The sequence below is a fragment of the Pseudomonas sp. AIG genome (genome assembly GCF_977020205.1).
Genome location: NZ_CDROCK010000002.1, coordinates 123,982 through 138,581, shown reverse-complemented (window position 1 = coordinate 138,581; position 14,600 = coordinate 123,982). Strand labels below are relative to the sequence as shown.

The window sequence follows — 14,600 nt, the reverse complement described above, 5'->3', positions numbered from 1 at the left end:
TCGGCCATGGGCCTGCATTTGAAAGAAGGCGCAGACGACGATCTGGCCGAGAACCACGAAATCAACGTCACGCCGTTCATCGACGTGATGCTGGTGCTGTTGATCATCTTCATGGTGGCCGCTCCGTTGGCCACTGTGGATATCAAAGTCGACCTGCCCGCCTCGACCGCCAAACCGGCGCCGCGGCCAGAGAAACCGGTGTTCCTCAGCGTAAAAGCTGATCAGCGCCTGTTCATTGGTGAAGACGAAGTGAAGCCCGAAACCCTCGGCGCCTTCCTCGACGCCAAGACTCAGGGCAAGAAAGACACCACTATCTTCTTCCAGGCCGACAAAGGCGTGGATTACGGTGACCTGATGAGCGTGATGGACAAGCTGCGCTCCGCCGGTTACCTGAAGGTCGGTCTGGTCGGACTTGAGACGGCAGCCAAAAAATGATCACAACGCGCCATAAGCTGACGCGTTACAGCGGTAGCCTGGCCGTGGTGCTGGGCGTTCATGCGCTGGCCATCGCGCTGGCGCTGAACTGGACTGCCCGCCCGCCCATCGAATTGCCGCCGCAGGCAATGTTGGTCGAGCTGGCCCCGGTTCCGGCCCCGCCACCGCCTGCTCCGCCGAAAGTCGTCACACCGCCGCAGCCACCGGCTCCGGCTCCGGTGGAAGAGTTGCCGATTCCGAAGCTGGCCGAAGCACCGAAAGCGGAAATCGCGGTGCAGAAACCCAAGCCGAAGCCCAAGCCTAAACCGCCGAAGCCGGTCGAGAAGAAGCTGCCCGATCCACCGAAGGAAAAACCTTCCGAGGAGAAGCCGGCCGACACCCAACCGACTCAGGCACCGACGGAGAAATCCGCCCAGCCTGCACCGGGTCCTTCGCCTGCACAAATGGCGGCCAAAGCCAGTTGGCAAGGCACCCTGCTCGCGCATTTGGCCAAGTACAAAAAGTACCCGGCCAGTGCTCAGGCACGCGGCAAGGAAGGCTTGAACCGTCTGCGTTTCGTGGTGGATGCCGAAGGTAATGTACTGTCGTTCGAACTGGTGGGCCGCTCCGGCAACGCTGATCTGGACCGGGCCACCCTGGAAATGATCCGCCGCGCACAACCGCTGCCCAAGCCACCGGCTGACATGCTCAACAACGGCTCGATCGAAATTGTTGCGCCGTTTGTTTACTCGCTCGAACGCCGCCGCTAAGTAGCAAGATCAAAAGATCGCAGCCTTCGGCAGCTCCTACATTGGAATGCATTTCCCTGTTGGAGCTGCCGAAGGCTGCGATCTTTTGCTTTATGACGTAGTCGCATTGGGCCCTCAGTCTGATAACGTGCGTCTATCGATTGCAGCCGGTATGCTTGGCCCGCATCTTCATGGACGCTTGCTATGACCCTCACAGAATTACGCTACATCGTTACCCTCGCCCAAGAGCAGCATTTCGGCCACGCCGCCGAACGTTGCCACGTCAGCCAGCCGACCCTGTCGGTGGGCGTGAAAAAGCTTGAAGACGAACTCGGTGTGCTGATTTTCGAGCGCAGCAAAAGCGCCGTGCGCCTGACCCCGGTCGGCGAAGGCATCGTCGCCCAGGCGCAGAAAGTCCTCGAGCAAGCGCAAGGCATCCGCGAACTGGCCCAGGCCGGCAAGAACCAGCTGACCGCACCGCTGAAAGTCGGCGCGATCTACACCGTCGGCCCGTACCTGTTCCCGCACCTGATTCCGCAACTGCACCGGGTCGCCCCGCAGATGCCGTTGTACATCGAAGAAAACTTCACCCACGTGCTGCGCGACAAACTGCGCAACGGCGAGCTCGACGCGATCATCATCGCGCTGCCGTTCAACGAAGCCGACGTGCTGACCCTGCCGCTCTACGACGAGCCGTTCTACGTCCTGATGCCGGCGCAGCACCCGTGGACGCAAAAAGAAACCATCGACGCCGGCCTGCTCAACGACAAGAGCCTGCTGCTGCTCGGCGAAGGCCACTGCTTCCGCGACCAAGTGCTGGAAGCCTGCCCGACCCTGACCAAGGGCAACGATGGCGCCAAGCACACCACGGTTGAATCCAGCTCGCTGGAAACCATCCGCCACATGGTCGCGTCCGGTCTGGGCATCTCGATCCTGCCGCTGTCGGCGGTCGACAGCCATCACTACGCCCCCGGCGTGATCGAAGTGCGGCCGCTGTCGCCGCCGGTGCCGTTCCGCACCGTGGCCATTGCCTGGCGCGCGAGCTTCCCACGGCCAAAAGCCATCGAGATCCTCGCCGACTCCATTCGCCTGTGTTCGGTGGCCAAGCCAGCGGCACCGGTTACAGCCGGTTAAGCGAGCGTCATGACGGAGCTGTCGCAAGTGTCGGTGACGGCACTCAAGGGTGTCGGCGAAGCCATGGCCGAGAAATTGGCCAAGGTCGGTCTGGAGAATCTGCAGGACGTGCTGTTTCACCTGCCGCTGCGTTATCAGGATCGCACCCGCGTGGTGCCGATCGGCGCGTTGCGGCCGGGGCAGGACGCCGTGGTCGAAGGCACCGTCAGCGGCGCCGACGTGGTCATGGGCCGCCGGCGCAGCCTGGTCGTGCGTTTGCAGGACGGCACTGGCGGCCTAAGTCTGCGCTTCTACCATTTCAGCAATGCACAGAAAGAAGGCCTCAAACGCGGCACGCGGGTTCGCTGTTACGGCGAAGCCCGGCCCGGCGCGTCAGGACTGGAAATCTACCACCCGGAATACCGCGCCATTACCGGTGACGAACCGCCGCCCGTGGATGAAACCCTGACCCCGGTCTACCCGCTCACCGAAGGCCTGACCCAAGCGCGTCTGCGTCAGTTGTGCATGCAAACGCTGACCCTGCTCAAGCCAGACACCCTGCCCGACTGGTTGCCGACCGAGCTGGCGCGCGACTATCAACTGGCGCCGCTGGCCGATGCGATCCGCTACCTGCACAACCCGCCCGCCGACGCCGACGTCGACGAACTCGCCCTCGGTCATCACTGGGCGCAACATCGCCTCGCTTTCGAAGAACTGCTGACGCACCAACTGTCGCAACAGCGTCTGCGCGAAAGCATGCGTTCGCTGCGCGCGCCCGCGATGCCGAAAGCCAAAAAGCTGCCGCCGAAATACCTGGCCAACCTCGGCTTCAACCCGACCGGCGCGCAACAGCGTGTCGGCAACGAAATCGCCTACGACCTCAGTCAGCACGAACCGATGCTGCGGCTGATTCAGGGCGACGTCGGCGCCGGTAAAACCGTGGTCGCCGCCCTTGCGGCACTGCAAGCGCTGGAGGCCGGTTATCAGGTTGCGCTGATGGCGCCAACCGAGATCCTCGCCGAACAGCACTTCATCACCTTCAAGCGCTGGCTCGAACCGCTGGGCATCGACGTCGCCTGGCTGGCCGGCAAGCTCAAGGGCAAGAACCGCGTCGCCGCACTGGAACAGATCGCCAGCGGCACGCCGATGGTGGTCGGTACCCACGCGCTGTTTCAGGACGAAGTGCAGTTCAAGAATCTGGCGCTGGTGATCATCGACGAACAACACCGCTTCGGCGTGCAGCAGCGTCTGGCGCTGCGGCAGAAAGGCGTCGGCGGACGCATGTGTCCGCACCAGCTGATCATGACCGCCACGCCGATTCCTCGAACACTGGCGATGAGTGCCTACGCCGACCTCGACACCTCGATCCTCGACGAACTGCCGCCCGGTCGAACCCCGGTCAACACCGTGCTGGTCACCGACACCCGCCGCGTCGAAGTCATCGAACGCGTGCGCGGTGCCTGCGCCGAAGGCCGTCAGGCCTATTGGGTATGCACGTTGATTGAAGAATCCGAAGAGCTGACCTGTCAGGCGGCCGAAACCACCTTCGAAGACCTCACTCTCGCCCTCGGCGAGCTGAAAGTCGGGCTGATCCACGGGCGCATGAAACCCGTCGAGAAGGCCGCCGTCATGGCCGAATTCAAGGCCGGCAACCTGCAACTGCTGGTCGCCACCACGGTGATTGAAGTCGGCGTCGACGTGCCCAACGCCAGCCTGATGATCATTGAAAACCCCGAGCGTCTGGGCCTCGCGCAACTGCACCAGTTGCGTGGTCGGGTCGGTCGGGGCAGCGCCGCCAGCCATTGCGTGCTGCTCTACCATCCGCCGCTGTCGCAGATCGGTCGTCAGCGCCTGGGCATCATGCGCGAGACCAACGACGGTTTCGTCATCGCCGAAAAAGACCTCGAATTGCGCGGCCCCGGGGAAATGCTCGGCACCCGCCAGACCGGTCTGCTGCAATTCAAAGTGGCCGACCTGATGCGCGACGCCGACCTGCTGCCCGCCGTCCGCGACGCCGCGCAAGCCTTGCTGGAACGCTGGCCAACCCACGTCAGCCCATTACTCGATCGCTGGTTGCGTCACGGGCAGCAATACGGCCAAGTGTGAGCACCGTCGCAGTTTCTGACAGATCGTTCTGACCAAGCTGGTTATACTCCTGCCATTGTTTCAAAAACGGATACAGATCATGACCGAAGCCGCTCTCGCCCCCGAATCCCCGCACGCGCCGTCTGTCATTCGGCTGCTGCTAGGCAAGCTGGGCATCGCCTACGAAGAAGTGCTCGACCACCACGGCCTCAATGCCTCGCGCAAGGTACAAGCCGTGTTGCTGGACGACGCCGTCGGCGCGCTGATGGTGCTGTTTCCGCAGAGCCAATTGCTCGACCTCAACCGCCTCGCCGAACTCACTGGCCGGCGCCTGACCGCCGTGTCCACCGAGCGCCTGGAAAAGATGCTCGGCAAGCACAGCCTGAGCCTGCTGCCAGGCCTGCCGGCGCTGACCAGTTCGCCGTGCCTCTACGAAGAGAGCCTGCTGCGCGAACCGAAGTTGCTGATCAACTCCGGCGAGCCGGGCCTGCTGCTGGAAATCGCCAGCGAAGACTTCAAGACCATGCTGACCAAGGCCAGCGCCGCCAATTTCGGCGAAGCCCTGAGTAGCATCCGTCCGAACCTCGACCGCCCGGACGATGACCGCGAGGAAATCACCCAGGCCGTACAAGCCTTCACTGCGCGGCGCATTCAGCAGCGTCTGGAAGCGACCATCGAGATTCCGCCGCTGGCCGAGACTGCGCAAAAAATCATCAAACTGCGCGTCGACCCCAACGCCACCATCGACGACATCACCGGCGTCGTTGAAACCGACCCGGCACTGGCCGCACAAGTGGTGAGCTGGGCGGCGTCGCCGTACTACGCCTCGCCGGGCAAGATTCGTTCGGTGGAAGACGCGATCGTCCGCGTACTCGGCTTCGATCTGGTGATCAACCTCGCGCTGGGCCTGGCCCTCGGCAAGACCCTGAGCCTGCCGAAAGACCACCCGCAACACACCACGCCGTACTGGCAGCAGTCGATCTACACCGCCGCCGTCATCGAAGGTCTGACTCGCGCCATGCCGCGCGCCCAGCGCCCGGAAGCCGGCCTGACGTACCTGGCTGGTCTGCTGCACAACTTTGGTTACCTGCTGCTGGCCCACGTGTTCCCGCCGCACTTCTCGCTGATCTGCCGCCACCTGGAGGTCAACCCGCACCTGTGCCACAGCTACATCGAGCAACACCTGCTCGGTATCAGCCGTGAACAGATCGGCTCGTGGCTGATGCGCTACTGGGACATGCCGGATGAGCTGGCCACCGCCCTGCGCTTCCAGCACGACCCAAGCTACGACGGCGCCTACGCCGAATACCCGAACCTCGTCTGCCTGGCCGTGCGCCTGCTGCGCAGCCGTGGTATTGGGTCCGGCCCGGATGAAGACATCCCCGACGCGCTGCTTGAACGTGTGGGCCTGACTCGCGACAAGGCCAACGACGTCGTCAGCAAAGTCCTCGAAGCCGAAGTGCTGCTGCGTGAACTGGCCTCGCAGTTCAGCCAGGCCTAAAAGCTTCGCGAGCAAGCTCGCTCCCACAAGGTTTCGGTGACCTCCTGTGGGAGCGAGCTTGCTCGCGAAGAATCCAACTCGGTCTACCAGACCGCCCCTGATCGTTCCCACGCTCCGCGTGGGAATGCATCCCGTGACGCTCCGCGTCAGCAAAGGCTCAAGCCTTAGGCTTAGCCTTCCTCGGCACCAAATACTTCATCAACCCCTGAAACCACATCACCAGCGCCGGATTACCCTTGAGCTGGATCGACTTGTCCTGAATCCCCTGCATAAACGCCAACTGCTTGTTCTTCGCCTGCATCGTCGCAAAGCCATAACCGGCATCTTTAAACGCAATCGCAAACGCCGGCTCAGCCACCACGCCAGACTTGCTGGTAATGCGCTGATCCTTGACCACGAAATGCCGCGCCACTTTCCCGTCCAGCGTCTGCAGCTGAAACACCAGATCCTTGTCACCCAACTGCTGCTGGAACGCAGGATTTGTCCGGCTGGCCTTACCCATCAACAAACCCATCATCCACAGAAGAAAACGAAATTTCATGCGCACAGCCTCAAAAGGAAAATGAACGGCCGGGGCAGTGTAAGGGATTCGGACGATAACGCCAGTATCTGACGCTGTTGGAAGAGGATACGGACCATTTCCCGCACGATGACCACCAAGTCACGGTTCAGCGCTCGCCCACTGATCGTTCCCCGCTCCGCGTGGGAATGCATCCCGAGACGCTCCGCGTCTCACCACTCACCTTTCCTACACCTGTTGAAACACATCCCTGTAGGAGCCGGCGAAGCCTGCGATCTTTTGATCTTCCGGCCCGCGAATCTATGGGAAATTTCCTGCAAAGTGCGGTGCTGTCCATGAACTAGGCGAGTTGCCCGTCTATCGATAGGCTCTGTGTGTCGCCGCAAAATCGGCGATACGGACGTGCAAGTCCGCATCGGCACACTATCGGTTATAGCTATTCACCGAGCGTTTTCTTATGCTCGCAAATCGTTATGGCAGCTGTGTGTGGGAGACCTTCGGGTCTGCCGGTTTGCCGATTGCCGGTCTTGCACACCTATACACAGCTGCCACCTAATTCGAAGTGCGAGCGAAAGGGTGTTAGCTCCTTAATCGGTATATTCAAAATGATCAAACCAACACCCAATCCGCCAGAATCCCCAGACGTTTCGCCCTACGAAACCCTGGAATCAAAGAAATTCCACGAAGCCGCCGAGCGCGCCCTCGACCACCATTTCAAACCAGCCGTCGATCCACACCCCAAACGCGAGAACGGCCTCTTCAAACTCTCCCCCGGCACCGACGCCGAAGCCCTCATGGCCAACGCCTCCGAAGACCTCCTGTCCATCAGCGTCATCGCCTGCGACCTCGCCGACGACCTCCACGGCTCCCGCCGCTCGGTAGCGCTTGCCCTGAGCAGAATGGCGGACGGTGTGCGACTGATGGTGGAAGGGACGCTCGACCAGATTGAAGTGCGAAACGTGGCGGCCAAGCCGTAGCGAGATTTGCGGATGAAAAAAAGGGGACGTTAAGTCCCCTTTCTGCAACTACCTGTAAAAACCCAGACACAAAAAAGCTGCCAATCACGGCAGCTTTATTGAGAATCCGAAACCTTCAGCCGGCCAGTCGACCGACAGGCTCGAAGTCACTGCCATTGGACAGAGCAACATCCAGAAAGCGGCTGCGCTTACCAGAGCGCTTGGCCAAAACTTCGCGAGCTTCAGCCTGCAACCGGGCAGCCATCACAGGCTTTGGTTCATGTTTGGACTTTTTCATGGAAACCTCTCGGGTCTCGAAATCTGACTGGATCGCCCTGTCTGGCGGCGCCACCCGCCCCCTTGATTCTTGGGCATGGATAATCAATGGCAATTTTGAAGGTCCAGAGAGTAGCGATATTTGAAAGCTCTTGAATACCCGCCGGAAACACCCCGACATTGATTATCTGATCGAAGCAAACCGCAGATTCAATCCCTGTCGCTGACTCATCACGCATCGGCGAGACGGGATTGACTACCCATAAAGGGACGTTAAGTTCCCTTCCTGAATATTCTCTGCCTCACCATTGGCAACCCGTTTCAGGTTTCGAATCCACGTTGTAATCGTTTTCAAAAGAATACTTCTTTGCGGATTTGTAATTCGTATACGACATCGCATCAACCCGGCCTCCCTGAGTGACCATCTGATACTCACCTGTCAGTGCGCCATCAACTACTTCAACCCAAGTTGTCGTGTACTGGTAGGGCCGGCCATACACGAGTTCTTCTTGTTCAGTACTGCGATGAACCAACCCAATAGCCTTTTTTGACTTGCTGTATTTGACGCCAGCACCGCTCCATTTGGCGACAGAGTCGTAATAGGTTCTGAATTCAAAATTTATGGGTTTGCCTTCGTAGGAGCGGAAGCAAAAAACCTCGGTCGTGACCTCGCTATGAGCCGCCAGAGGAACGAAAACGAGCAACGCGGAAAACAATGCAGACGAAAATTTCAAACCGAACATTCCTTTAGCGGTTCATGGGTAATAAAAAACATGCTTTCAGCAACTCACCGAGCGCTGGTCACGCCTCGGGCGCCACAGCGCTGCGCTCAACCACCCTCGCCGGGATCTTCGAAGCCTTTCCCGCTTCCGACATACGCGATGCGTATTGCTTGTACGCCGGCACCGCTCGCTCTTTATCGTTCATAGCCCAATAGCTATCTGCGAGATTCAGGTAAGCCACCGTCCGCTCTGGGTTGTGTGCAATTACCGCATTCAACAGTTCAATGGACTCTGCGTAGTAACCCGCCTCGCCGAGCAGAAAACCGAGGTCGTTGGACCAGCCGGGACGCTGCGGGTAGTAGTACTTTGCGGCGATATAGCTATCCGGGGGACAAGTGTCATGTGAACCACCACCCATCAACGCGTAGCTCATCGTATCCTTGAAGGAAGAGTCATCACCCTTTCGGTAGGCTGCCAGCGCCATATCCAGCAGATCAGCTGAATCGACGGTCATCAATTTCTTTCTAACGCCCTCAATACTGCCAGTACGAGCAACCTGCAGCTTCTGCAGCGCCTCACGCCCATCGAAAGAGGCGAGAGTGATCGGACCCAATGTCTGCACTGGCAACTCCACTACGCTGACAAGCGACCGATCACAGGAGTCGTTGTTCGCCACTTCCAGTAGAGCTTTCAGCTCAAACTGCTTTGAGCCTCTATTGAAGGCGAACAACAGGTTGAAGTTGTAAACCGCGTTATCTTCCTCGCTGGTTACCAGCGCGATGTAATCCCCAGCCTCAACGAACGGCTGCTTGACCACAGCTTCCTCAGCCTGCGGATCAATGACAGTCATGACGCCAGGGCGACCTTTGAGTACATGGACGCTGAAGACACCCTGAAGCGCAGACGAGTACTGACTCTTGATCAGAGGCAGCGCCTTCGACGTATCGAGCAATATGTCCTCGTTACGTGCTTGTTCCGGCGCAATCAACAATCGGTTAGAAACTTCGTCCGCATCACCCGCCAGCACAAACACCTTTTGCCGTGATACATCACCCAGCAAGCTAGCCGGAATTTCTTTCAGGACTTGTGGGGCAGCGAGTGCGTATGAAGTGGTTAGCAGCCCAAGGCTCAACACGATAAAGCGGAAGAACATATTCACTGTCTCAGTCCCTGAATTTCAGATCGCTCAACGACTCGTTGCGGAATTTTCTGCGCTTTACCAGCAGCAGTCATCGCTTCGCCGTACTCGCGGTAATAACGCTGCGCTTCTTCTTGCCGATCAAGTCGCCACAGCGAATCAGCCATGTTCAGCATCAGCACCGTGCGTTTGCCGACTGCTTCAACGCCTCGATAAAACTTCAACGCCAACTCATCGTTGCCGCCCTCGGCCAAGTAGAAACCGAGGTCGTTGTAAGTCTGAACATTTTGCGCCGGGGGATGACACGCCATGTAGGATTCCGGGCTTAAAAAGCTCAGGCTCCATTCGATGGACTCTGCTCGGGACTGCGCAGGCTGGATACTCGAAGCATTTTTCAGCAGGTCCTTGGGTGACTTAGTCTCCAAGACAGGATTGAGCACCCCGCCCTCTTCGGAAACCCATTGCTTGCCTACCCATTTTCCCTCACAAAACCGCTCGTAACTCTCAGCAAGCACGCAACCGGTTTCCATCGAGATCACATCGCAATGCCCTTGTGATGTCGCTATTTCCTCACCGCCCTCACCTATGACTACGCCGTACTCCACCGCAGTCGCCAGTAGAAATTTTTTGTCAGGGCTGAGCCATTCAGGATAAGCCTGGGCACCAATGCCGGCATGAAACAACGGGAACGTTTTTCCATTCGCGGTGAACCAGGCAGTGGTAGATTCCACGACGGGTGATGTCCATTTTTTTGCCTGGAACGTCACTGTGTTTCCGGCGGCTCCCACTATTGGCGGGTCAACGGCAAAGACATTGGTAGCGCTGAACAAACCGCCGATCATCAACACCCACTTAAGGCTGGCCATAGACGATCCTTTTCACCGCTGGGCTTTCTGACATTAGCTGTCTCTTCGTAACGCCATAGGCCTTGATCAGCTCTTCCCGAGATCCCTTCGAGCCAAAAGAGCGCTGGTTATTATCGAAGCTGTATTGCTCCAATCGCCCTACTGTCGAGTAATACCCGTGCCACTCCGCGCAGGCACCACAACCGCCATATCCGCCTATCGAAACAAGGCTGCCCTTGGCGCCATCCACGCAATCCATCGCCACAACAACATTGCTCAACATCTTCGTCTTCGCACCGTCGGAAGTGAGTTGTGAAACTTTGCTGATATCGCGTCGAAGCACCTTGCTACCGATGTTGATGGTCTGGTCGGAGCAGACCGGGATGACGTGGGTTTCCGTGTCCTGCACTGTCACGGATCGGCAGGACGAAACCAACACCACTTCAACACCGCCACACTGCATGATATCGCGCTGGGTAAAGGCGTCCGAAGGCGCGGCGAAGGCTGGCAGAGAGAGCAGCAGCGAAAGGCTGCCCGCGAGAAGACGGATCATCCACTCACTCCTCATCCATCGGCGACGATTCCACGTCGGTCATGCTCAGCAGCCGGAATTCGTTGTTCACAAACTCGTAGTAACGATCCCGGTTACCGCTTTCCAACGCATTCCCTTGGGCGTCCTCTTCACCGTCGAGCGTGACGCCGGAGACGATGATCAAGCGGCTGTCGGGCTGGTAGACCATGCCGAAGGTGCTGCCGTCGTAAGCATTCGGCAGACCGCCAACGACTTCCCCAGTCTGGGCGTCCAGCACTTCGCCGCAAATGGCGCTGCCGCCACAACCTAACCGGTGCAGGATGTAATGGCCGGCGAAGTTGACCTTGCCTTTCAGGGCTTGCACCCGTGCTTGGTCCATCATTGGGCTGCTGTTTTCTTGCCGCACCAGCTTATGGTTGGGGCCGGTGAAAACTGGCGTGACGTTGTAATCCTTGAAGGCTGGATCGGCCGCGAATGCTATGGATGCGGCAACCAATAACAGGCTGCCGAGAAGAACCGAAAATCCTTTCACGCTGTAACTCCATCGACGCAAGTCATTTTGGGTGTGTTCATTCGAAGGCAATGCCGCGCACCGCTTTCCTGATTTGCTCGAATCCTTCGTTGCTGATCGCCAACGGGGCGGATGAACCTGATTCCGCCGAGCCGATCAGCACGTCTTTGCCCCTCAGCAGGCAAAAAGCGATGCGGGTAATGTGCCGTCGTGATTTGTCGTGGAAACCGAAGATAAAACCCGAAGAATTCTCCCCTCCCCATTGTTCGAAGGTGTAGGTATTCGCACGACCCGCCAGAGAGTTGGGCACCCAGCCCTGATCGGTACGAGTCGCCGGACACCTGCGGTCGTTGTCGTCACGCAGGACTTGCACCGCAAACACATCGTCTACCGGGGGTTTCCAGTCGGTGAGAAGCGAAAAGTACTCCGAGTTTTCACACATCAAACCAAACCACGGCTGGCTCAGGTCACCGTGTTTCTCGAAGTGCCAGTCGGCACCACTCGACGTCTGCGCTTGCCACAAGCTGGGGGCGCTTGACGGTTTGGGCAGTTGTTTGGCTGCGATAAATACCGAATAGAAATCGTCGAACTTCAGCCATTGGTTCTGCAGCAGTGGCATGGAGAACCGACACGAACCCATGTCTACAGTTGTCTCGGTCGGGCCTTGCGCAACCGGCGACTGGCCGGGCTCGTTACCGACCAATACAGGACCTGCGGCAGTCACATATTCCACCTGTAAAAACGCGACCAGACCAAAGATCAATTCGCGGAGGTATCGTAGTTTCACTTCGCATCCTTCGAATTAATCAATTGCAACTCACCATCCCTATACAACACCTCACACCCCACCCACGCCGAATCCACCTGCGGCATCACCGCCGACGGCTTGCGCAATTCGCGCAACAACGTCGAACCGTGCGACAAGCGCCCGCCCATCCGCGCAATCACCGCCCGCGCGGTTTGGTAATGCGCATGCCGCCCCGGATCGAGGGTGTCTTCGAGCAGGATGTCGGCGCCGAGGATGCCTTGCACCTGCCCCGGATAAATCATGAACCCGGTGGCCTGCTCCGTACCTTCGCGACCGTCCTGCCAGAAGCTGCCGCCTCGGGTGCGCACCTCGGGATGCGCCGCAAACCAGTGCTCGCGGTCCGCCAACGGCATTGCGTGGTGCAGACGAAAGAAGATGCGCATGAGGTTGTCGCGATACCACTCGCGTACTTGCAGGTAGTAACCGCGCAGGCCCGGCAGGCCGGTCGAATGCGCGAAGCGGATCAGCCCTGACCATTGCGGGAATGGCTGTAGCGGCAGTTCGCTCGACGCGGGTCGAGGTGTAGCCGGATCGGTTTCCCACGGCAATCGATGCGGACTGTTTTCAAGGTTGTCGTACGCGGTCGGCGGGCGCCCAAGCCAGTCGCCGCCGCTGCTGGCTAGCGCCGTGGCGATGCACAGATTGCCTTGCACCACGAACACGTAAAACCGGGTGAACCAGTCCGCGAGTTGTTGGCCATCGGCGCCTTGGGCGACAAGTTCGGTCAGCTCCCGATCGAAGCGCTGCAAGCCGTTTTCAAGGCTCAGCAAATGGCCGCGAGCCTTGCGTTGCATACGCAAAAACAGCGGCAACGAACGCAGCATCTTCAGCGGTCGCCACGGCAGATGCGGAGTCGCCCCGCCAACTTCACCGGCGTAGTTGCTGGCGCTGATGCCCCAGTCGGCCAGCCGGGCGAGAAACAGATCATTGTTGATATAGGACGCGCCGCCGAACACCGCAGTGAACGGCTCGTTGTCCTGCAACACCCGCGCATCCCAACGCGCCATGATCGCAGGGATACTCGCTGCCGCGCGGCGCTGGGCGTATTCCACCAGAACGCTCGGTTGCGGCGGCAGGATCTCGGCGATGTTCGCGGCGGTCAGGTGCCGGCGCCAGCCGTAGTCGCTGATCGGTCGGTATTGCAGCAGCCACAGTTGCGCGCCATCCCAGGCCCATTCGACGTCGCCGGGCACGTAGTGGAACACGCGCAGCACGTCTTGCAGAAAGCGCCACAGCAGGTCCTCGGTCAAGCCGTGGGACGGCGTGAACGTGCCGCTTCGCCACGCATCGCCGAGCCGCGAAAGCGTTGCTCGCGAAGGGCTGACGTGACCGTCGGCCAGCGATTCGAGATGGCCTTCAACCCACTCCAGTTCTACCGAGAGATGGCGCACAAAAGCGATCCCGGAAACTACCGGGGTGATGAAGCGCTGCACCACCACTTCCTCGACGCCTTCGGCCGTCAGTTCGGCGATGCGTTTCGGCACATTGGCGGTCGGCTCGCGCAGATAGGTGGTGCTCAAACCGGCATTCGCCGAATCAGCCTGATCTTCGCCATAACTGGAGGAGCGCACCGCCCAGGTCACATCAGGTTGGGCGGCGAGAAATGCCGGCAGACGCGGATCGCTGCAATCGTTGAGCGTCAGCGCTGCCGGCACCGGTTGCCGGGCCAGTTCAGCCAGGCGCAAACGCCCGCCCTTGGTGTGCGCGACAAACCCGCGCTCGCCCGACTCCAGCCACTGCGCGAATTCGGCGGGCGAGTCGATCCACGGGTAATGACCCCAACCAGATTTGAGGCTGATGGTCAGATCAGCGCGCGCAAGAATCGCCGACCACGCCGCCGCTTGCTCGATGCCGAGCACAGCGTCCTGATCGCCCCAAACCAGCTCGACCGGATCGGTGATCCACTCCAGCAGCGGCAACGCGGTATCGGCGCGAATCAGATCCCAGTGCGGCACAAACGCACGGCAGCGCGCATAGCCGGCGCCCATGCGCTGGTACTGCGCGGGCGTCCAGGTCTGGTTGGAAAACTTGCGCGCGAACAGCGTGGGTTTGTTCGACAACAGCCAGTGAATGGTCTTACGAATCGGCAGCGGCGACATCAGCGCCGGCAAACGCCGCTGCCACAAAAACGCCCCCACCGGCGCCAACAAAACGCTGCGGGAAAAATGCCCGGGCCGACGTTGCAACGCATGCAACACCAGCAACGCATTGACCCCGACTGCCATGATCGCGCTGCCCTTCTGCGTCATCGCCAACAAGGTCTGCGCGTAGTCCGCCAGATCCTCGCAGGGTGGCAGCGGATTGGCGCCGAAGCCCGGCAACTCCAGCGGCACCACGTCGTAACGCTGGAAGTGCGGCAGTGCGTCATCCCACCAATCGGCAGCGCTGCCATTGCCGGCCAGCAGGTACATCAACGGCTTGCTCATGAGC

General features: G+C 59.6%; 15 protein-coding genes. 6 read left to right on the top strand and 9 right to left on the bottom strand.

The window, feature by feature from the left end; genetic code table 11:
• The first annotated feature begins 6 nt into the window (after window positions 1-6).
• The 5 genes from exbD (at window position 7) to ACWR1S_RS02055 (ending at window position 5,862) form a co-directional block, all read left to right on the top strand.
• Complete coding sequence (gene exbD / locus ACWR1S_RS02075; protein WP_454562265.1) at window positions 7-435, top strand: TonB system transport protein ExbD; 429 nt, start codon at window positions 7-9, stop codon at window positions 433-435.
• Complete coding sequence (locus ACWR1S_RS02070) at window positions 432-1,184, top strand: TonB family protein (protein ID WP_454562264.1); 753 nt, start codon at window positions 432-434, stop codon at window positions 1,182-1,184. The genes exbD and ACWR1S_RS02070 overlap by 4 nt, the downstream gene beginning before the upstream one ends.
• Window positions 1,185-1,367: 183 nt before the next feature.
• Window positions 1,368-2,297, top strand: coding sequence for a hydrogen peroxide-inducible genes activator (locus ACWR1S_RS02065; protein ID WP_007920331.1), 930 nt, complete (start codon window positions 1,368-1,370; stop codon window positions 2,295-2,297).
• Window positions 2,298-2,306: 9 nt separating this feature from the next.
• Window positions 2,307-4,382 (top strand): ATP-dependent DNA helicase RecG, encoded by a 2,076-nt coding sequence (gene recG / locus ACWR1S_RS02060; RefSeq protein WP_454562263.1) that lies wholly within the window; start codon window positions 2,307-2,309, stop codon window positions 4,380-4,382.
• Window positions 4,383-4,461: 79 nt separating this feature from the next.
• Complete coding sequence (locus tag ACWR1S_RS02055; protein ID WP_016985804.1) at window positions 4,462-5,862, top strand: aminoacyl-tRNA deacylase and HDOD domain-containing protein; 1,401 nt, start codon at window positions 4,462-4,464, stop codon at window positions 5,860-5,862.
• Between the two features lie 157 nt (window positions 5,863-6,019).
• Here the strand turns inward: ACWR1S_RS02055 and ACWR1S_RS02050 are convergent, their stop codons facing one another.
• The gene (locus ACWR1S_RS02050; RefSeq protein WP_016985803.1) at window positions 6,020-6,403 is read right to left on the bottom strand and encodes a helicase; all 384 of its coding nucleotides are present in this window, start codon (window positions 6,401-6,403) and stop codon (window positions 6,020-6,022) included.
• Between the two features lie 584 nt (window positions 6,404-6,987).
• Between ACWR1S_RS02050 and ACWR1S_RS02045 the strand changes: the two genes are divergently transcribed.
• The gene (locus ACWR1S_RS02045) at window positions 6,988-7,359 is read left to right on the top strand and encodes a DUF6124 family protein (RefSeq protein ID WP_454562262.1); all 372 of its coding nucleotides are present in this window, start codon (window positions 6,988-6,990) and stop codon (window positions 7,357-7,359) included.
• A 115-nt stretch (window positions 7,360-7,474) separates the two neighbouring features.
• Here the strand turns inward: ACWR1S_RS02045 and ACWR1S_RS02040 are convergent, their stop codons facing one another.
• The 8 genes from ACWR1S_RS02040 to ACWR1S_RS02005 all read right to left on the bottom strand — a co-directional run bounded on the left by ACWR1S_RS02040 (window position 7,475) and on the right by ACWR1S_RS02005 (window position 14,596).
• Window positions 7,475-7,636: a hypothetical protein gene (locus ACWR1S_RS02040; protein ID WP_223026512.1), complete on the bottom strand. Its 162-nt coding sequence runs from the start codon at window positions 7,634-7,636 to the stop codon at window positions 7,475-7,477.
• 280 nt (window positions 7,637-7,916) lie between these two features.
• Complete coding sequence (locus ACWR1S_RS02035; RefSeq protein WP_163004676.1) at window positions 7,917-8,357, bottom strand: hypothetical protein; 441 nt, start codon at window positions 8,355-8,357, stop codon at window positions 7,917-7,919.
• 58 nt (window positions 8,358-8,415) lie between these two features.
• Window positions 8,416-9,489 (bottom strand): tetratricopeptide repeat protein, encoded by a 1,074-nt coding sequence (locus tag ACWR1S_RS02030; protein ID WP_454562348.1) that lies wholly within the window; start codon window positions 9,487-9,489, stop codon window positions 8,416-8,418.
• A gap of 2 nt (window positions 9,490-9,491) precedes the next feature.
• The gene (locus ACWR1S_RS02025; RefSeq protein WP_150749851.1) at window positions 9,492-10,340 is read right to left on the bottom strand and encodes a tetratricopeptide repeat protein; all 849 of its coding nucleotides are present in this window, start codon (window positions 10,338-10,340) and stop codon (window positions 9,492-9,494) included.
• Window positions 10,327-10,872, bottom strand: coding sequence for a hypothetical protein (locus ACWR1S_RS02020; RefSeq protein WP_454562261.1), 546 nt, complete (start codon window positions 10,870-10,872; stop codon window positions 10,327-10,329). The genes ACWR1S_RS02025 and ACWR1S_RS02020 overlap by 14 nt, the downstream gene beginning before the upstream one ends.
• Window positions 10,873-10,876: 4 nt before the next feature.
• A complete protein-coding gene (locus ACWR1S_RS02015) occupies window positions 10,877-11,383 on the bottom strand; it encodes a hypothetical protein (RefSeq protein ID WP_454562260.1) in 507 nt (168 codons plus the stop codon).
• Window positions 11,384-11,420: 37 nt separating this feature from the next.
• Window positions 11,421-12,125, bottom strand: a complete 705-nt coding sequence (locus ACWR1S_RS02010; RefSeq protein WP_454562259.1) for a hypothetical protein — start codon at window positions 12,123-12,125, stop codon at window positions 11,421-11,423.
• Between the two features lie 20 nt (window positions 12,126-12,145).
• Window positions 12,146-14,596: an alpha/beta hydrolase gene (locus tag ACWR1S_RS02005; RefSeq protein ID WP_454562258.1), complete on the bottom strand. Its 2,451-nt coding sequence runs from the start codon at window positions 14,594-14,596 to the stop codon at window positions 12,146-12,148.
• Window positions 14,597-14,600 lie beyond the last annotated feature (4 nt).